The organism is Actinomadura rubrisoli (genome assembly GCF_004349215.1).
GTDB classification, from domain to species: domain Bacteria; phylum Actinomycetota; class Actinomycetes; order Streptosporangiales; family Streptosporangiaceae; genus Spirillospora; species Spirillospora rubrisoli.
Map to the genome: position 1 here is coordinate 1 of NZ_SMKU01000167.1, position 20,450 is coordinate 20,450.

Sequence of the window (20,450 nt, forward strand, 5' to 3'; positions counted from 1 at the left end):
GCCCTGTGGGGTCGGCGGTGGGGGTCAGCAGGATGAGGTGGTGCTCAGGTGGCGGCGTAGGTCGGCGCGGGTGCGGACCTTGAGTTTGCGGTAGACGCGGGTGAGGTGCTGCTCGACCGTGCTCACGGTGATGAAGAGGGCCAGCGAGATCTCGCGGTTGGTGCGGCCCTCGGCGGCCAGTGTCGCCACCCGCAGTTCGGCGCCGCTGAGTGTCGGGCAGGGTTCGGTGAAGGGCTCGGACTGCGTGGAACGCTGGTTCTTGAGGGCGTCGCGCAGTGGCCGGGCCTGGCATTCGTCCGCGAGCCGGACGGCCCGGTCGAGCAGTTGCCGGGACCGGTCGAGGTCGTCCAGGGACTGGTAGGCCGTCGCCAGGTCGGCGCAGGCGTGGGCCAGTTCCAGCGGGTCGTCGTGCTCGCCGAGGATCGTGATCGCCTCCTGGAGCAGCGGCGGGCGGCGCTCGACGCTGGAGGCGTTGGCCAGGACGCGCAGGGACACGCCGCGGCAGCGCGACCACTCCGGGCCGGCCTTGGCGAGCTGCTCGCCGGCCAGCCGGGCGGCCTGCTCGCGGTCGCCGAGGCGCAGCAGCACGGTCGCCGCCTCCGAGCGCCAGGGGATGAGCGCGGGCAGGTCGAGGTCCCAGCGGGTCATGAGCTCGCCGCAGTTGAGGAAGTCGGCCAGCGCGGCGTGGTGGCGGTGGACCGCGAGGTGGTGGCGGCCCCTGGCGTGCAGGTAGTGCAGGCCGAACCGGCTGTTCTGGGCGATCTCGGTCATCGGGCGGTTGAGCAGCAGGGCGCCGGCCTCGTCCTGGCGGCCGAGGATGGTCAGGGCCAGGACGAGGCTGGCCAGCGGCGCGGCGGCCGTCATTCCCCAGCCCTCCGCCGAGACGAAGGACAGGGCGGCTCTGGCGTGCCGCGCCGCGCCCGCCGGGTCGCCCTGGCGGAGCGCGATCTGGGCGCGCTTGGCGGACAGCAGGGCCGTCCAGGTCGGGATCGCGCGCTTGGCGGCCTCCTTCAGCAGCGGGTCGCAGAGCGCGGCGGCGGTGCCCGCCCGGTCCAGGTAGGTCAGGGTGGACAGGCCGGCCTCGATCAGTTCGAGTGAGGAGTCCTCAAGGGGCACCTGGTGCAGGAACTGCTTGGCGTCGTGCGCCAGGTCGGCGCCGGTCCGGCCCGACAGGACCTCGGCGAGCAGTTCGGCGGCCCTGATCCGGGTGCGGAGCCGCCCGGTGACGGCCGGGGCGTTCTGCGCGGGGAGCGGCAGGCGGCCGACCAGCGACGGGTAGGTCGTCGCCAGCCAGCATTCGAGAAGGGCCAGCTCGGCCTGGGCCTCGGGGGTGGTGACGTCGTCGGGCTTCAGGGCGTCCAGGATGTCGGCGGTCTCCTGGAGCCTGCCGTGCCAGAGCAGGAACTTGACCAGGGTGATCGTCTGGTGGAGCTGGAGCAGGCCGTCCTCGAACGCCTGGACGAGGGGGGCGAGGTGCCGGGCGGACGCGGCGGGGTTGAGCCGCCAGTCCGCCCGCAGCAGCTGCATGGTGACGGCGAGCCGCTCCTTGCCGGTCAGGTCGGCGCGCAGCGTCAGCTCAAGGATCTTGATCGTGGTCTTGGTCTGGTCGTCGTGGATCGCCGTCTGGGCGGCGGCGCGCAGGGTGGCGACGGCCCAGCTCTCGTCGCAGTGCCCGGCCGCGACGAGATGCTCGGCGATCCGGGTGACGGGGTCGCCCAGGCGGTGGGCCAGCCGGGCGGCGCGGCGGTGCAGGTCGGCGCGTTCGGTCGCCGTCAGGTCGCTGAGGACGGCGTCGCGGATCGTGTGGTGGCGCAGCCGCTCGCCGATGATGAGGCCCGCGCTCGACAGGTCGTTGAGCGCCTGCGCGGTGATGGTCGGGGGCAGGTCCAGGAACTGGCCGAGGGTCTCGGGGGAGCAGGGGTCGTCGAACACCGCGAGGGTCCGGGCCACCGCGAGCATGGAGGCGGTGCCCCGGTGCAGGCAGGCGAGGACGGCCTGGGTGAAGGAGCCGCCCGCCACCGCCTCCTCGCCGCACACGGGGTCGCCGCCGCCCGCCGCCACCGAGAGGTCGTCGGCGAGCGCCCTGGTCAGCAGCGGGTTGCCGCCGGACATCGCGTGGTACTCCCGCAGGTCCTGGGGCTCGGTCCCCAGGTGCTCGGCCATGATGAGCCCCACGCTCTCCGGCGACAGCGGCTCCAGCCTGATCCGGCGGAACCCGGGGTGGCGCAGCAGCTCCGTCCGGAAGATCGCGTTGTGGCGCAGGCCGTGCTCGGGTTCGGCCAGCGCGATGAGCAGGCGGGCCGAGCGCAGCCTGCGCATGAGGAACAGCAGGGTGTGCAGGGACGGCGGGTCGGCGTGCTGGACGTCGTCGACGAGCATGATCACGGGATGCCGGGTGGTGAGCTCCAGCAGATGCGCGCTGAGCTCGAAGAGGACCTGGAGCGGCACCGGCTCGTCGGTGGCCCCCCGCGGCCACCCGGACGTGACGATGTCGAACATCCGCGAGACGGTCTCGGTGCTGTCCGGCGGCGCCTGGACGGGCCGGAACAGCTGGCTCAGCACCCCGCAGGGCACCAGGGCGCCGGCGGCGGAGCCGAGCGCGGTGAGGACCACGGCGTCCTGCCGGGCCACACGCTCGGTGACGGTGTGCAGCAGCTCGGTCTTGCCCCCGCCGACCGGCCCGTCTATGAGAACCACCTGGCAGTGCCCTAGAGCACTGGCCTGGCGGGCCTCCTCCCATTGCATTACTTCCTTGTCGCGTTCAACGAAAACCACTGTGACACCGTTCCCCGATCAGTGACATGCAGGATGTGGTTGGTTCCTGGTCAATTTCGAGCACGGATCAAAGAATGGTGGCCGGATCTTTGCTGATGACCTTCACGGCTCAGGACCCCCGTCCGTGCCCGCGCTGGCTTGCCACGCCCCCGAGTGAGTGCAAGAAGATCGCTCCGCTACCACAATATACTGGAGCGGCGGTCTTGGGGGTAGGAGCCCGCAGTCAATGCAAAGTTACATTGGGTGAATGGACCCCGGAATGGGGCGGCAGGTGGAACAATACGGCGGACCCCCGCCAAGTCATGGCCGCTAAGCAGGGTGTTTGGCGTGGAGTGAGGGTGACATAACTGACCGAATCCGGTCAGTAAAAGTGTCAACGGCCCCTTCGGGAAGCGAAGGGGCCGTCGAATTCCAGAGAGGCCGTATTCCGGTTCCGGGCTCAGCCGCCGGCGGGCGCGCCGAACCAGGCGCGGAGCGCGGCGTCCAGCCCGTCGAGGTCCTTGCCGTCCCCGGCGGCCCAGGCCACGTGGCCGTCCGGCCGGAGCAGGACGGTCTCGGCCGCGATGTGCCGGGACGGCGCGGCGGCCCGCACGTCCACCCGGAAGCCCTCGGCGAGCGCGGCGTACGCCGTCGCCGGCGCCGACCGGCCGCCGGTGAGGTCGAGCAGGGTCCCGCGGCCGGGCCGCAGCAGCGCGGCCGTCCCGCTGTCCGCGCCGTCGACGGTGAGTGGCACGTGCGGCAGCCGCCGGCCGGTCAGCGGGTGCGCGCCCTCGGCGGCGGGGTAGGTGACCGACTGCCCGGTCACCAGCTCGATGAGGTAGGTGTTGACCTCCTCGAACGACGCGAGCGTGGCGAAGATCTCGCGCAGCGGGGCCACCGCCTCGGGAGGGTGGCACAGCGCCACCTGCGCCCGGACGTTCGCGCACGCCGCCGCCCCGGCCGGGTGCCGCTCGGCGTGGTAGGTGTCGAGCAGCCCGGCCGGCGCCCAGCCCTGGAGGGTCGCGGCGAGCTTCCAGCCGAGGTTCACCGCGTCCTGGACGCCGGTGCCGATGCCCTGGCCATTGAACGGGTAGTGGACGTGGGCGGCCTCGCCCGCGAGGAAGACCGGCCCGTCGGCGTACCGGTCGGCGTTGCGGGTGGTGTTCTGGTAGCGGCGCAGCCAGCGAAAGGTGTCGGTCTTCAGATCGTGACCGGTCAGCCGCAGCGTGGCGGCCTTCAGCTCGTCCATGCCGACCGGGACGTCGCCCGCGGGGGGCTCCACCCCGAACTCGGCGGTCATGATCCGCAGCACGCCCGGCTCCAGCGGCGCGCCGAGGTAGTGGCCGCCGGACGCGTGGTGGAAGGCCCCGATCTGGCCCGGCCCGAGGTCGGCGACGTCGATCTCCACGTCGCCGACGATCCCGTGGAACACCGCGTCGACGCCGGGGAAGTCGATCCCGGCCAGCGTGCGGACGGTGCTGTCGCGGCCGTCGCAGCCGACCAGGTAGCGGCCGCGCAGCACCTCGTCCCCGGCCGGGCCGCGCACGCCGACCTCGACGCCCTCGGCGGTCCGCCGGATCTCGGTGACCTCGGTCCCGCGCCGGATCCGCACGCCGAGCTCCGCGGCCCGGCGCTCCAGCCGCTGTTCGAGCTTGGGCTGGAGGATCAGGACGGTGTTCTCGTGCGGGCGGTCCAGCCGGGCCGAGTCGAGGAACAGGAAGCCGAAGTGCTCGGTGGGCAGCACCAGCGCGCCCTCCCGCAGCTCGGCCATGAGACCGCGCTGGTCGAGCAGCTCGATGGTGCCGGCGTTGATGGCGACGCCGGGCGCGTCGACCCGGGGCTCGGGCGTGCGCTCCACGACCACGGTCTCGACCCCGGCCAGGCCGAGCTCGCAGGCGAGCATCAGCCCGGCGGGCCCCGCTCCCGCGATGATCACAGTGTCGTTCATGTTCCGGTCCCTTCGGCGAAGGTGGTGGCGAGATGCCGGGCGAGCGCCCTGGAGGTGGGGTTGTCGTAGAGCTCGGCGGGCGACAGTTCGAGCCCGGTCGCCGTCCTGAGCCGGGTCATGACCTCGAGCGCGGCGAACGAGGTCAGGCCGAGGTCCATGAGGTCGGTGTCGGCGCCGACCGCCTCGTCGTGGCCGAGGACGGCCGCGAGCTGCCCGCGCAGCAGGTCCAGCAGGAGCGTCTCGCGCCGTTCCGGCGGGGCGGCGGCCAGCGTGTCCCGCAGGTCGCCGGGGCCGGTCTCCTCCGCGCCCGCGTCGGCGCCCGCGTCGGTGACCGCGACCGCCGGGCCGGTGGGGCGCGGGCCGTCCTCGATCCAGGCGCGCTTGCGCTGGAAGGCGTAGGTCGGCAGGTCGGCGTGCGGGCCGCGGCCGAGGAACCGCGTCCAGTCGACGTGCCCGCCGCCGACGTGGACGGTCGCGACGGCCCGCGCCAGCGCCTGCGGCTCCGGCAGGTCGGGCCGCAGCGCCGGGATCAGCGCCGGGGTGCGGCGGCGCCCGGCCGTCTCGCCGATCGCCTGGAGCAGCGTCGGCCGGGGGCTCAGCTCCAGGAACCGGCCGGTGCCGAGGCGCAGGAGGGTCTCGACGCCCGCCCCGAACCGGACGGTGCCGCGCACCAGCCCGGCCCAGTGGGCGGGCGACCGCAGCTCGTCGACGGTGGCGATCTCGCCGGTCAGGTTCGACACCAGCGGGATCAGCGGGACGCCCGCCGCCACCTCCGCCACGGTCCGCTGGAAGCAGGCCAGGATCGGATCCATGTGCTGGGAGTGGAAGGCGTGGCTGACCTCCAGCCGCCGGATCCGCCGCCCGCGCTCGCGCCACTGCTCGGCGATGGCGGTGACGGCCTCCTCGTCGCCCGACAGCACGGCGGAGCCGGGGCTGTTGACCGCGCCGAGCCCGGCCCGGCCGGGCCCGGTGTAGGCGGCGATGCTCTCGGCCACCTCCCGCTCCGGGGCCTGGACGGCGATCATCGCGCCGCCGGGCGGTGCCTTCTGCATGACCGAGGCCCGGGACGAGACCAGGTGGCAGGCGTCCTCCAGGGAGAACACCCCGGACAGGTGGGCGGCGGTGAGCTCGCCGACGGAGTGGCCGATGAGGCGGTCGGGGACGATGTCCCAGCTCTCCAGCAGCCGGTAGAGCGCGACCTGGAAGGCGAACAGTGCGGGCTGGGTGAACTTGGTCTGGTTGAGCAGCGCGGGCGCGTCGCCCCACATGACGGGCTGGACGTCGGGTTCGAGGTGCTTGAACACCGCGTCGAGGGTCTCGGCGAACACCGGGTGCGCCTCGTACAGCGCGCGTCCCATGCCGGGCAGCTGGGACCCCTGGCCCGGCAGCACGAACGCCAGTGGCACCGGCGGCCCGGCCTCGCCGCGCACCAGCGCGGGATGGGACCCGCCCCGGCGCAGCGCGTCCAGGGCGCGCCGGTTCTCCTCCGGCCCGCCGCACACGATCGCGGCGCGCCGGGCGAACCGGGCGCGGGTGGCGGCCAGGGCGCGGGCGACGTCGACGGTCGGCCCCGGGTGGTCGCGCAGCCGGGCGGCCTGGCCGCGCAGGGCCTCCTCGGTCCGGGCCGACAGCGTCCAGACGGTGGCGGGCGGGGCCGGGTCGGCGGGCCGCGCCCCGGGCTCGGGCGCCTGCTCGACGACGACGTGGGCGTTCGTGCCGCTGATGCTGAACGACGACACCCCGGCGCGGCGCGGCCGCTCCCCGCCGGGCCACGGCACCGGCTCGGTCAGCAGCCGGACGGGGCCGGCCGTCCAGTCCGCGTGCGGGGTGGGCTCGGCGGCGTGCAGGGTGGGCGGCAGGGTGCCGCGCCGCATCGCCATGACCATCTTGATGACGCCGGCGACCCCGGCGGCGGCCTGGGTGTGGCCGAGGTTGGACTTGACCGAGCCGAGCCACAGCGGCCGGTCGCGGTCCGGCCCGAAGACGTCCAGGAGCGCCTGGGCCTCGATCGGGTCGCCGAGCGTGGTGCCGGTGCCGTGGCCCTCGACCGCGTCGACGTCGGCGGGGGCGAGGTCGCCGGCGGCGAGCGCGGCCTGGATCACCCGCCGCTGGGACGGCCCGTTCGGCGCGGTGAGGCCGTTGCTCGCCCCGTCCTGGTTGACGGCCGAGCCGCGCACGAGCGCGAGGACCGGGTGGTCGTTGGCGCGGGCGTCGGACAGGCGTTCCAGCAGCAGCAGCCCGGCGCCCTCGGCGAAGCCGGTGCCGTCGGCGTCGGCGGAGAACGCCCGGCACCGGCCGTCGGGCGACAGGCCGCGCTGGCGGCTGAACTCCACGAACACCCCCGGCGTCGCCATGACGGTGACGCCTCCGGCCAGCGCCAGGTCGCACTCGCCGTTGCGGAGCGCCTGCGCGGCCAGGTGGATCGCGACCAGCGAGGACGAGCAGGCGGTGTCCAGGGTGATGGCCGGGCCCTCCAAGCCCAGCACGTAGGAGATCCGCCCGGACGCCACGCTCCCGGCGGTGCCGACGCCCAGGAACCCCTCGACCTCGCCGAGCGACCCGCCGGCCTTGGCGACCGACCCGTAGTCGTCGTACATGACGCCGGTGTAGACGCCGGTGCGGGTGCCGCGGAGGGTGGCGGGGTCGATGGCGGCGCGTTCGAGGGTTTCCCAGGCGACTTCGAGGAGGAGGCGTTGCTGGGGGTCGGTGGCGAGGGCTTCGCGGGGGGACATGCCGAAGAACGCGGCGTCGAAGTCCCCGGCGCCCTCCAGGAAGCCGCCGTGCCGGGTGTAGGTGGTGCCGGCACGGTCGGGGTCGGGGTCGTAGAGGCCCTCCACGTCCCAGCCCCGGTCCGCGGGGAACGGGCCGATGGCGTCGGCGCCGTCGGCCAGCAGCCGCCACAGCTCCTCGGGCGTGCCCGCCCCGCCGGGGTAGCGGCAGCCCATCGCGACGATCGCGATCGGCTCGTCACCGGTGGCGGGGACGGCGAGCCGCCGCGACGCCTGCCGCAGCCGCTCGTTCTCCTTGAGTGCGGCGCGCAGGGCCCGCACGACCTTCTCGTCGGCGGTCGTCATGGGGACTCCTTCACTCGGACGTTTCGAGGGCCAGCTGGATCAGGGCGTTGACGTCCAGCTCGTCGATCAGGTCGGCGTCGGCGGCATCCGGGTCGCCTGCGCCGGGGTCGCCGGCCCCGGCCAGCCGGTAGAGCGCCTCGACCAGGCCGGTGCCCTTCAGCCGGGCGAACGGGACGGACTCCAGCAGCCGGCGGAACCGGATCTCGTCGGGGTCGCCCGCGGGGGCCAGCTCGCCGTCGAGATGCGCGGCGATCGCGTCGGGGGTCGGATGGTCGAACACGAGGGTCGCCGTCAGCTTCAGGCCCGTCACCGCGGTCAGCCGGTTGCGCAGCTCCACCGCCGTCAGCGAGTCGAGGCCCAGCTCGGTGAAGGCCCGGGAGGGATCGATCTCGGCGGCCGAGGCGTGGCCGAGCACCGCCGCGATCTCGCCGGTGACCACGCCGAGGACCAGTTCGCGGCGCTCGTCCCCGTCCAGTCCCGCCAGCCGGTCCGCCAGCGGCACCCCGCCGGGCGGCGCGGCGGCGCGGGCGGGCGCCCCGGCCAGGCCCCGGTAGAGCGGCGGGAGGGTGCCCGCCTCGGCCTGGACGCGCAGCGCGGCGAGGTCGACCCGGGCGGGCAGCAGCGCGGCCTCGTCCCGTCCGAGCGCGGTGTCGAAGAGCGCCAGCCCCTCCGCCGCGCTCAGCGGCACGATCCCGCCGCGCCGGGCACGGGCCAGGTCGGCCTCGTCCAGGCTCGCCGCCATGCCGCCGTCGGGGGCCCACATGCCCCACCCGAGGGATGTTCCGGGCAGCCCCAGCGACGCGCGGTGCAGGGCGAGCGCGTCGAGGAAGGCGTTGGCGGCGGCGTAGTTGCCCTGGCCGGGGTTGCCGGTGGTGCCCGCCGCCGAGGAGAACAGGACGAACGCGGCCAGGTCGTGGCCCCGGGTCAGCTCGTGCAGCGTCCAGGCCGCGTCGACCTTGGGCCGCAGCACCGCGTGCAGCCGGTCCGGCCCGAGCGACCCGATCGTCGCGTCGTCGATCACTCCCGCCGCGTGCACCACGGCGGTGAGCGGCCGGTCCGCCGGTATGCCGGCGAGGAGCGCGCCGAGCGCGTCCCGGTCGGCGACGTCGCACGCCGCCACCTCGACCTCGGCGTCCAGCGAGGCGGCGAGCTCGGCGGCGCCGGGCGCGTCCGGCCCGCGCCGCCCGGTCAGCAGCAGCCTGCGCACGCCGTGCTCGGCGACCAGATGCCGGGCCAGCAGCGCGCCGAGCGCGCCCGTCCCGCCGGTGATCAGCACGGTTCCGTCCGGGTCGAACGCCGTCTGCCGGGCGGGCGCGGCCGGGACCCGCGCGAGGCGGGCCGCGAAGACCCGGTCCCCCCGCACCGCGACCTGCGGCTCGCCGGAGGCCAGCGCCGCCGCGACCGTCCCGGGCCCGGCGGACCCGTCGGTGTCGAGCAGGACGAACCGCCCCGGATTCTCCGACTCGGCCGCCCGGACCAGGCCCCAGACCGCGGCGGCGGCCAGCCCGCCGACCTCCTCGCCGGCCGTCACGGCCACCGCACGCCGGCCGACCAGCACCAGCCTGCTCCTGGCGAACCGCTCCTCGGCCAGCCATCCCTGGACCAGCGCCAGCGCCGCCTCCGCCGCCTCGTGCACGGCGGCGACGGTGGCGTCCGGCCCGGGCAGCGCGCACGCCGCCAGGACGGTCGCGGGAACCGGCGCCCCGGCGTCGATCGCCGCGACGAGCGCGGCGAGATCCGGTTCACCGGAACCGAGGCCGTGGACATCGGGTCCGAGGACGGTCCACTGGGCCGGGACGGGCTCCGCCGGGTGGACGGGGATCCAATCGAGCACGAAGAGGGAGTCGGGACGCGCCGAGGGCAGCTGGGCCCGGCCGATCGCGCGGACGGTGAGGGCGTCGACGGTGAGGACCGGGGCGCCGGAGGTGTCGGTGACCGCGATGGCGACCGTGTCGGGGCCCGTCCGCTCGGCATGGACGCGCACGGCCGCCGCGCCGCCGGCATGGGCGGCGACACCGCTCCAGGCCACCGGCAGGCGGGGGTCGGCCGAGTCCTGGAACAGGCCGAGGACGTGCAGGCAGGCGTCCAGGAGCGCGGGGTGGACGAGGAACCCGGCCGGGTCGGCGCCATCGGGCAGCGCCACCTCGGAGTAGAGGGTGTCGCCGTCGCGCCAGGCGGCGCGCAGGCCCTGGAAGGCGGGGCCGTAGGCGGCTCCGGCGGCCTCCATCGGCGCGAGTGCGTCGGCCAGCGCGACCGGATCGGCGCCCGGCGGCGGCCAGGCCGTCGCCGGGTCGGGTGCGGCGGGAGCCGCCGGGGCGAGGGTGCCGTGGGCGTGGTGCGTCCAGTCGTCCTCGCCGTGTGGACGGGAGTGGATGTCCACGGGCCGCAGCCCCGTGGCGTCGGGCGCGCCGACGACCACCTGGAGCCGGACGGCCCCGGCCGGAGGAAGGATCAGCGGCTCGCGCAGCTCCAGCTCGGTGACCCGGGGGGTGCCGGTGGTGGCACCGGCGGTCAGGGCCAGGTCGAGGAAGGCGGTGGCGGGCAGCAGGGTCGCGCCGTGGACGGCGTGGTCGGCCAGCCAGGGATGGCCGTCGAGGGAGACCGCGCCGGTGAGGACCGTCCCCGCGTCCCCGGCGAGCGCGACGGACGCGTCGAGGAACGGGTGGTCCGGGACGTCCAGACCGGCGCTGCCCAGGTCGGCGGCCGGGGCGACGGTGTCCAGCCAGTAGGGCTGGCGCTGGAAGGCGTAGACCGGCAGGTCGACCGGGCGGCCTGGTCCGAAGAACGCTTGCCAGTCGATGTCGGTGCCGTGGCAGTGGGCTTCGGCGAGCGCGGCTGCGAGGGTCTCTGGTCCGGGCCGGTCGCAGCGTTGGGTGGGGAGGACGAGCCTGTCGTCGGGGAGGGTGGTGCGGATGAGTGGGGTGAGGACGGCTTGTGGTGCGAGTTCGAGGTAGGTGGTGGTGCCGTTGTTGTCGAGGGTGGTGGTGCCGTCGGCGAAGTGGACGGTGCCGCGCAGGTGCCGGGTCCAGTAGTCGGCGGTGAATTGTGTGACGGGTTGGCCGTCGAGGTTGGAGATGACGGGGATGGTGGGGGTGTTGTGGGTGATGGTTTCGGCGGTGGCCTGGAATTCGTCCAGGATCGGGTCCATGTGGGGGGAGTGGAAGGCGTGGCTGACCTTCAGGACCTGCGTTTTGCGTCCCTGCTCGGTCCAGTGCTGAACGAGTTGGCTGACCGCGTCGGGGTCTCCGGAGATGACCAGTGAGCCGGGTGCGTTGATCGCGGCGATGTTGACGCCCTCGGGCAGGGTGATCTCGTCTGGTGTGGCTTGGATGGCGGCCATGGTTCCGTGGTCGGGTGCGCTTTGCATGAGTCGGGCGCGTGCTGTGACCAGGGCGCAGGCGTCGTGGAGTGTCAGGACGCTGGCGGCATGTGCGGCGGTGAGTTCGCCGATGGAATGCCCGATCAGGCTGTCCGGTCGCAGCCCGAAGTGGGTGAGGAGCCGGTAGAGGGCGGTTTGGAAGGCGAACAGGGCGGGCTGGGTGTGGATGGTCTGATCCAGGAGCGCCGCATCGTCGCCCCACATGACCTCGCGCAGCCCGGGTTGGAGGAGTTCCAGCGCCTCATCGAAGGCTTCGGCGAAGACGGGGAACGCGGCGTGCAGTTCGCGTCCCATTCCGAGCCGCTGCGAGCCCTGACCCGAGAACAGGAACGCCGTCTTCCCGCCTCCAACGACCCGGCCCTGGCGCAGGTTCGGAGCGCCACGGCCTTCGGCCAGCGCCGTCAACCCGGCCAGCAGCTCGTCCCGGTCCGCGCCCGTAACGACCGCGTAGTGCTCCATCCGGGCGCGGGATGTGGCGAGCGCGCGTCCCACGTCGGCGGGATCGGCGTCGTCCAAGGTGAGCAGCCGGCGGGCCTGGTCGCGCAGCGCCGCCTCGGTCTTCGCCGAGACCGGCCACGGCACGACGGCCGGTGCCGCCGCGGTCGGGGCCGCCCCGGCCGGGATCTCCGGCTCCTCGGGTGCCTGCTCGATGATGATGTGGGAGTTGGTGCCGCTGATGCCGAAGGAGGAGACCGCGGCGCGGCGTGGGTGTCCGGTTTCCGGCCAGTTCTCTGGTTCGGTCAGCAGCCGGACCGCGCCCGAGTCCCAGTCGATGTGCGGGGACGGCTCGTCGGCGTGCAGGGTTTTGGGGAGGGTGCCGTGCCGCATCGCCATGATCATTTTGATGATTCCGGCGACTCCGGCGGCGGCTTGGGTGTGGCCGAGGTTGGACTTGATCGAGCCGAGCCGCAGCGGCTCCTCGCGGTCCTGCCCGTACGTCGCCAGCAGCGCCTGCGCTTCGATCGGGTCGCCCAGCGTCGTGCCGGTGCCGTGCGCTTCGACCGCGTCGATCTCCGTCGGGGTGAGCCGGGCGTCGGCGAGTGCGGCTTGGATGACGCGTTGCTGGGAGGGGCCGTTGGGTGCGGTGAGGCCGTTGCTGGCGCCGTCCTGGTTGACGGCGGAGCCTCGGATCACGCCCAGGACGCGGTGTCCGTTGCGGCGCGCGTCCGACAGCTTCTCCAGCAACAGCAGGCCGGTGCCCTCACCCCAGCCGGTGCCGTTCGCGTCCGCCGAGAACGCCTTGCACCGCCCGTCCGGGGCCAGACCGCGCTGGCGGCTGAACTCGATGAAGATCCCCGGCGTGGCCATGACGGTCGAGCCGCCCGCCAGCGCCAGATCGCACTCACCCTGCCGCAGCGCCCGCGCCGCCAGATGGACGGCCACCAGCGACGACGAGCACGCGGTGTCGACGGTGATCGCCGGGCCTTCGAGCCCGAACACATACGACAGCCGCCCGGACGCCACGCTCCCGGCGCTGCCCGTCCCGATGAACCCCTCGAAGCCCTCCGGCGTGCGCTCCAGCAGCCGCGAGCCGTAGTCGTCGTACATGATCCCGGCGAACACCCCGGTCCGGGAGCCGCGCAGCCCCGCGGGGTCGATCCCGGCCCGCTCGAACGTCTCCCACGCGGTCTCCAGCAGCAGCCGCTGCTGCGGGTCGGTGGCCAGCGACTCGCGCGGCGACATCCCGAAGAACGCCGCGTCGAACCGCGCCGCGTCGTAGAGGAAGCCGCCCTGCGTGGAGTAGGTCGTCCCGAGGTGGTCGGGGTCGGGGTGGTAGAGCGCCTCGGCGTCCCAGCCCCGGTCGGACGGGAACTCGCCGACCGCGTCCGTCCCGGTCGCCACCAGCCGCCACAGCTCCTCGGGCGAGGAGACGCCGCCCGGGTACCGGCAGCCCATCGCGACGATCGCGATCGGCTCGTCCGAGGGGGCCGCCGCGACGGCCGCCGCGACCGGCGCCGCCGTCCCGGCGAGCCGCTCGTAGAGGTATCCGGCGACCGCCTCCGGCGTCGGGTGGTCGAACACCAGCGTCGCGGGCAGCCGGACCCCGGTGGCCGCGGTCAGCCGGTTGCGCAGCTCCACCGCCGTCAGCGAGTCGAACCCCAGGTCCTTGAAGGCCCGCGCCGCCTGGACGGCCGACGCGGAGCCGTGCCCGAGCACGACAGCGACCCCGCCCGCCACCGTCTCGGCGAGCAGTCTGCGCCCCTCCTCCTCGCCGAGTCCGGCGAGCCGCGCCGCCAGGTCGGAGCCGCCCGCGTCCGCTCCCGCCGCGCGGCGCGGCCCCCGCGGGACCAGCCGCGACAGGATCGCGGGCACCTCGGCGCCGGCCCGCGCCCCGGCGCGCAGCGCGGGCAGGTCGAGCCTGACCGGGACGAGCGCGGCGGCCGGGTGCGCGACGCCCGCGTCGAACAGCGCCAGCGCCTGCGGTCCGGGGATGGGCAGGATACCGCCGCGCCGCAGGCGCAGCAGGTCTTCCTCGCGCAGGCCGCCGGTGATCCCGCCGCCGCCCTCCCACAGCCCCCACGCGAGGGACGTGCCGGGCAGGCCCAGCGCGCGCCGGTGCGCGGCGAGCCCGTCGAGGAAGGCGTTGGCGGCGGCGTAGTTGCCCTGGCCGGGGCCGCCGAACGTCGCGGCGGCCGAGGAGAACAGGACGAACGCCGACAGCCCGTTCTCCCGGGTCAGCTCGTGCAGGTTCCAGGCCGACACGGCCTTCGCCTCCAGCACCGCCTCCAGCCGCTCGGCGGTCAGCGAGGCGACGACCGCGTCATCGGTCGTCCCGGCCAGATGCACGACCGCCGTGAGCTCCACGCCGGTCAGCACCCCGGCGAGCGCCTCCCGGTCACCGGTGTCGCACGCGACGACCTCGACCTCCGCGCCCAGCCCGGACAGCTCGTCCACGAGCTCGCCCGCCCCGTCCGCGCCCGGCCCGCTCCTGCTGACCAGCAGCAGACGCCGCACCCCGTGCTCGGCCACCAGGTGCCGGGCGACGCGCCTGCCGAGCGCGCCGGTCCCGCCGGTGACCAGCACGGTGCCTTCCCCGAACCCGTCCCCCGCCGGGACGGTCTCGGCGGAGGCCCGGACGAGGCGGGGCGCGTAGGGCTCGCCGTCGCGGACGGCGAGCTGGGGTTCGCCCGAGCCGAGGACCAGGGCCACCGCCTGCTCGGGGCGGTCGGGCGCGTCGGTGTCGACCAGCAGGATGCGGCCCGGATGCTCGGACTGGGCCGACCGGACCAGGCCCCAGACGCTCGCGCCGCCGAGGTCGCCGACGGTGTCGCCGGGAAGGGCCGCAATCGCGTCGTGGGTGAGCACGACCAGGCGGCTGTCGGCGAGCCGTTCGTCCTCCAGCCAGCGCCGCAGCGCCGCCAGGGTGCGGGCGGGCGCGGCCGGCCACGGGCCGTCGACGCCTCCCGCGAGGTGCACGAGCGTCCCGGGAACCTCGGCGGCGGGCTCGTCCAGGAGGCTCCACGGGGTGTCGGCGGGGGCGGCGGGCAGCGGGGTCCAGTCCACGGCGAAGAGGGCGTCGCCGGTGAGGGACGGAGCCGTGAGCGTCACCGGGCGCATGGTCAGCGCCTCGGCGGTGAGGACGGGGGCGCCGGACGGGTCGGTCGTGGTGACCTGCACGGCGCCGGGGCCCGCCGGGGAGATCCGGACGCGGAGGGACCGCGCCTCGGTGGCGTGCAGCCGGACGCCGGACCAGGTGAACGGCAGCCGGAGCCCCTCGTCGGAGGAGCCGTCCAGCAGCAGGGCGTGCAGGGCCGCGTCGAGCAGCGCCGGATGCAGGGTGTGGCCCTCGACCGGCGGGTCGCCGGGCAGCGCCACCTCGGCGCAGACGGTGTCGCCGTCCCGCCAGGCGGCGCGCAGCCCCTGGAAGGACGGCCCGTAGGCGTAGCCGTCGGCGGCGAGCCGGGCGTAGGGGTCGGTGAGCTCCAGCGGCCGGGCCTGTTCCGGGGGCCAGTCTCCGGCCGCCGGGGCCGGAGCGGCCACGCGGCCGAGGAACCCGCCCGCGTGCCGGGTCCAGGGGGCGTCGCCCTGGCGCGAGTGGATCGCGAAGGGGCGGCCGTCCCCGGTCGCTCCCTCGACGATCACCTGGATCTGGACCGAACCCGTCGCGGGGACGGGCAGCGGCGCTTCGAGGGCGAGCTCGGTCACACCCTCCTCACCCGCCTCGGCGGCGGCGTGCAGCGCCAGGTCGAGGAACGCGGTGCCCGGCAGGATCGGCGTCCCGCCGATGGCGTGGTCGGGCAGCCAGGGCTGGGCCGCGACCGACAGGGAGCCGGTCAGCAGCAGCTCGTCCCGGTCGGGATGGCGCGTGGCCGCGCGCAGGACGGGATGGTCGGCGGCGCTGAGACCGAACCCGCCGGGATCGCCCGACCTGCCGGGAGGCTCGATGAGCCAGTACCGGTCCTTGTGGAAGGCATAAGTGGGCAGGGCGGCGTGCAGAGTGCTGCGGCCGGGTCCGAAGAACGCCTGCCAGTCGATGTCGGTGCCGTGGCAGTGGGCTTCGGCGAGCGCGGCCGTGACGGTCACCGGTTCGGGTCGGTCGCGGCGGAGCGCTGGAAGGACGAGCCTGTCGTCGGGGAGGGTGGTGCGGACGAGTGGGGTGAGGACGGCTTGTGGTGCGAGTTCGAGGTAGGTGGTGGTGCCGTTGTTGTCGAGGGTGGCGGTGCCGTCGGCGAAGCGGACGGTGCCGCGCAGGTGCCGGGTCCAGTAGTCGGCGGTGAATTCCTCGACCGGCTGGCAGTCGATATTGGAGATGACGGGGATGGTGGGGGCGTGGTGGGTGATGGTTTCGGCGGTGGCCCGGAATTCGTCCAGGATCGGGTCCATGTGGGGGGAGTGGAAGGCGTGGCTGACTTTCAGGGCCTGCGTTTTGCGTCCCTGCTCCGTCCAGTGCTGAACGAGTTCGCTGACTGCGTCGGGGTCTCCGGAGATGACCAGTGAGCCGGGTGCGTTGATCGCGGCGATGTTGACGCCCTCGGGCAGGATGATCTCGTCTGGCGTCGCCTGGATGGCGGCCATGGTTCCGTGGTCGGGTGCGCTTTGCATGAGTCGGGCGCGTGCTGTGACCAGGGCGCAGGCGTCGCGGAGTGACAGCACGCTGGCGGCATGTGCGGCGGTGAGTTCGCCGATGGAATGCCCGATCAGGCTGTCCGGTCGCAGCCCGAAGTGGGTGAGGAGTCGGTAGAGGGCGGTTTGGAAGGCGAACAGGGCGGGTTGGGTGTGGATGGTCTGGTCCAGGAGTGCCGCGTCGTCGCCCCACATGACCTCGCGCAGCCCGGGTTCGAGGAGTTCCAAGGCTTCGTCGAAGGCTTCGGCGAAGACGGGGAACGCAGCGTGCAGTTCGCGTCCCATTCCCAGCCGCTGCGAACCCTGACCCGAGAAAAGGAACGCCGTCTTCCCGCCGCCCGCCGTCCCCTGCACCAGCCATGGCGACGGCTGATCGTCGGCGAGCGCCCGCAGCCCGGCCAGCAGCTCGTCCCGGCCGGTGCCGAACACCGCCGCCCGCACGTCCAGTCGCGCCCTCGCCGTCGCCAGCGACCGCCCCGCCTCGGCGAGATCCAGATCGCCCTCCGCGAGCAGCCGCGCCTGCTCGCGCAGCGACTCCGGGGACCGGGCCGACAGCAGCCACGGCATGACCGGCGGCGCCTGCGCGGCCTTGACGGCCGCCTGCTCCGGAGCCTGCTCCAGGATCACGTGGGCGTTCGTGCCGCTGATCCCGAACGCCGATACCGCCGCACGGCGCGGGCGCCCGCCGTCCGGCCACTCCTTCGGCTCGGTGAGCAGCCGGACCGCCCCGGCGTCCCAGTCGATGTGCGGGGACGGCTCGTCGGCGTGCAGGGTCTGGGGAAGCGTGCCGTGCCGCATCGCCATGACCATCTTGATGACCCCGGCGACCCCGGCGGCGGCCTGGGTATGCCCGATGTTCGTCTTCACCGAGCCGAGCCACAGCGGCTCCTCGCGGTCCTGCCCGTACGTCGCCAGCAGCGCCTGCGCCTCGATCGGGTCGCCCAGCGTCGTGCCGGTGCCGTGCGCCTCGACCGCGTCCACGTCGGCGGGCGACAGCCGGGCGTCGGCGAGCGCCTGCCGGATGACGCGCTGCTGCGCGGGGCCGTTCGGCGCGGTCAGGCCGTTGCTCGCCCCGTCCTGGTTGACGGCCGAGCTCTTCAGGACCGCGAGGACCTGGTGGCCGTTGCGGCGCGCGTCCGACAGCCGCTCCAGCAGCACCAGGCCCGCGCCCTCGGAGAACCCCGTCCCGTCGGCACCGGCGGAGAACGCCTTGCATCGGCCGTCGGGGGACAGCCCGCGCTGCCGCGCGAAGTGCACGTACATCGCGGGCGTCGACATGATCGCGACGCCGCCCGCGAGCGCCAGGTCGCACTCGCCGTCCCGCAGCGACCGGGCCGCCATGTGCATCGCGACCAGCGACGACGAGCAGGCCGTGTCCACCGAGACGGCCGGGCCCTGGAAACCGAAGACGTAGGAGACGCGGCCGGACACGATGCTGCCCGCGCTGCCCGTCCCGATGTAGCCCTCCAGATCGGCGGGCGGGGTGAACCGGCCCCCGTAGTCGGTGTAGATCAGTCCGGCGAAGACGCCGGTGCGGCTGCCGCGCAGCGCGAGCGGGTCGATGCCGCCGCGCTCGAAGGTCTCCCACGCGGTCTGGAGCAGCAGGCGCTGCTGCGGGTCGGTGGCGAGGGCCTCGCGCGGGGACATGCCGAAGAACGCCGCGTCGAACTCGGCGGCGTCGTGGACGAAGCCGCCGTGCCGCGTGTAGGTGGTCGTCGGATGGTCCGGGTCGGGGTCGTAGAGGGCGTCGAGATCCCAGCCGCGGTCGGTGGGGAAGGGCCCCATCACATCCTCGCCGGACGAGACGATCCGCCACAGGTCGTCCGGCGAGGCCACCCCGCCCGGGTAGCGGCAGCCCATCGAGACCACTGCGATCGGCTCGTCCGACGCGGTCGTCCTGCGCACCGCCGCGCCGCCTGCCGGCAGGTCGCCCGACAGCTCGGCGAGCAGGTGCGCCGCGACGGCCGCCGTCGTCGGATGGTCGAACACCAGCGTGGCGGGCAGCTTGACGCCGGTCGCCGAGGTCAGCCGGTTGCGCAGCCGCACGCCGGTCAGCGAGTCGAAGCCGAGCTCCTTGAACGCCTGGTCCGCCCCGATCCCGGCGGACGCGCCGTGGCCGAGGACCGCCGCCGCGTGCGTGCGGACCAGGTCGCGCAGCAGCCGGACGCGGTCGGCCTCGGGCAGCTCCGCCAGCCGTTCGGCCAGCGCGGTGTCCCCGGCGACGGCCGCCCGCGCCCGGGTCCTGACCCGCACGGGCTCGGCGGCCGGGGCCTCCCGCACCACGGCGAGCCGCTCGGGGTCGACCGGCCGGGTCGCGACCGAATCGGCGGCGAACACGGGCGCGCCGGACGGGTCGGCGGCCAGCACCGAGAACCCGCCGCCGGGCAGCGCGGAGATCAGCACCCGCAGCTCGGTCGCCCCGCTCGCGTGCAGCCGCACGCCGCTCCAGGCGAACGGCAGGTCGATCGTGCCCGTCTCCGCGCCCGTCGCCGTCGCCTCGATGAACCGGGCCTGGAGCGCGGCGTCCAGCAGCACCGGGTGCAGGGCGTGCCCGGCGGCGTCGCCGGTCAGCTCGACGTCGGCGTACAGGTCGCCGCCGTCCCGCCAGACCGAGCGCAGCCCGCGGAAGACCGCCTCATAGCCGACCCCGGACTCCGCCAGCCGCTCGTACAGCCCGGCGGTGTCCAGCGCCACCGCGTCGGCGGGCGGCAGCAGCCGTCCGGACGGGGACGCGGCCGGCTCGCCGGGCAGCAGGGTGCCGACGGCGTGCCTGGTCCAGCCGGGAGCGGCCTCCAGGATCGGCGCGTGCGGCCGGGAGTGGATCTCCAGGCTCCGCCGGCCGTGCTCGTCGGGCCCGCCGACCGAGACCCGCAGCCGCAGCGCGGGCCCGGAGGTGATCAGCGGGGTCTCCAGCGTCAGCTCCTCGACCGTCCCGCAGCCCACCAGGTCGGCCGCGTGCAGCGCCAGGTCCACGTGGGCGGTGCCCGGCAGCAGCGCGGTGCCGAGCACCGAGTGCCCGGCCAGCCACGCGTGCTCGGCGGGAGTGGCCTTGCCGGTGAGCACCAGGCCGCCGTCTGCCAGCTCCAGGACCGCCGTCAGCAGCGGGTGGTCGGCCGCGCCGAGCCCCGCGGAGGTGACGTCACCGCCGGACGGGCGGCGCAGCCAGTACCGCTCCCGCGCGAACGGGTAGGTCGGCAGCTCGGCCCGCTCGCCGCCGGGGATCACGGCCGTCCAGTCGACGGCCACGCCCTGCACGTGGACCTGGCCGAGCGCGGAGTGGAAGTCGGCGAGCGCGCCCCGGTCCCGCCGCAGGCTCGTGCCGACCGTGACCGCCTCGTCGGCGAGCGTGTCGTGCAGCGCGCCGGTCAGCACCGGATGCGGCGAGACCTCCTGGAAGTGCGTGTGCCCGGCGGCGGCCAGCGCGGAGATCGTCGGCCGCAGCAGCACGGGCCGGCGCAGGTTCCGGTACCAGTACGCCGCGTCCAGGCCGGTCCCGTCCGCGACCTCGCCGGTGACCGTCGAGTGGAACGGGATCCGCGCCTCGCCCGGACGGATCGGCGCGAGCAGCTCCAGCAGCTCGTCCTCGATCGCGGCGACCTGCGGCGAGTGGGAGGCGTAGTCCACCGGGATCCGCCGGACGCGCACCCCCTCGCCCTCCAGCTCGGCCGACAGCTCCGCGACGGCCTCGACCGTCCCGGAGATCACGGTCGCGTCCGGCCCGTTGACGGCCGCGACGCCGACCCGTCCGCCGAACCGCCGCGCCGCCTCCTCGGCCCGCTCGGCCGGGACGGCGACCTGCGCCATCGCCCCCTGCCCGGCGAGCCCGGTCAGCGCCTTGGACCGCAGCGCCGCCACCCGGGCTGCGTCCTCCAGCGACAGGATCCCGGCGACGTGCGCGGCGGCGATCTCGCCCTGGGAGTGCCCGACCACGGCGTGCGGCTCCACCCCGTGCGCCCGCCACAGCTCCGCCAGCGACACCATCACCGCGAACAGCGCGGGCTGCACCACGTCCACCCGCTCCAGGAGCGCCTTGTCGCCGAGCGCCTCGGTGAGCGACCAGTCGACGAAGGGCTTCAGGGCCCGCTCGCACTCGCGCAGCTTCGCCGCGAACACCGGGGAGGCGGCGGCGAGCGCCACTCCCATCCCGGCCCACTGCGAGCCCTGCCCGGGGAACACGAACACGTTCCGCCCGGCCCGTCCCGAGGCGACCCCCTGCGCGACGTCCTCGGAC

Annotated in this window: 4 protein-coding genes; all 4 read right to left on the bottom strand. The window is 74.9% G+C overall.

Annotated features, from left to right (window positions below; translation table 11 throughout):
• Nucleotides 1-24 precede the first annotated feature (24 nt).
• A complete protein-coding gene (locus E1298_RS27115; RefSeq protein WP_279499203.1) occupies nucleotides 25-2,775 on the bottom strand; it encodes a helix-turn-helix transcriptional regulator in 2,751 nt (916 codons plus the stop codon).
• 439 nt (nucleotides 2,776-3,214) lie between these two features.
• On the bottom strand, nucleotides 3,215-4,702 hold the full coding sequence (locus E1298_RS27120; RefSeq protein WP_131898125.1) for an FAD-dependent monooxygenase: 1,488 nt from the start codon (nucleotides 4,700-4,702) through the stop codon (nucleotides 3,215-3,217).
• Nucleotides 4,699-7,776, bottom strand: coding sequence for a type I polyketide synthase (locus tag E1298_RS51575; protein ID WP_131898127.1), 3,078 nt, complete (start codon nucleotides 7,774-7,776; stop codon nucleotides 4,699-4,701). Before E1298_RS51575 ends, E1298_RS27120 begins: the two co-directional genes overlap by 4 nt.
• Before the next feature lie 10 nt (nucleotides 7,777-7,786).
• Nucleotides 7,787-20,395 (bottom strand): type I polyketide synthase, encoded by a 12,609-nt coding sequence (locus E1298_RS49645; RefSeq protein ID WP_243725840.1) that lies wholly within the window; start codon nucleotides 20,393-20,395, stop codon nucleotides 7,787-7,789.
• Between the last annotated feature and the right edge of the window lie 55 nt (nucleotides 20,396-20,450).

Bases quoted from the DNA above. Each gene is read 5' to 3' on its own strand.
- E1298_RS51575 (WP_131898127.1), bottom strand. From the start codon at position 7,776: ATGACGACCGCCGACGAGAAGGTCGTGCGGGCCCTGCGCGCCGCACTC.
- E1298_RS27120 (WP_131898125.1), bottom strand. From the start codon at position 4,702: ATGAACGACACTGTGATCATCGCGGGAGCGGGGCCCGCCGGGCTGATG.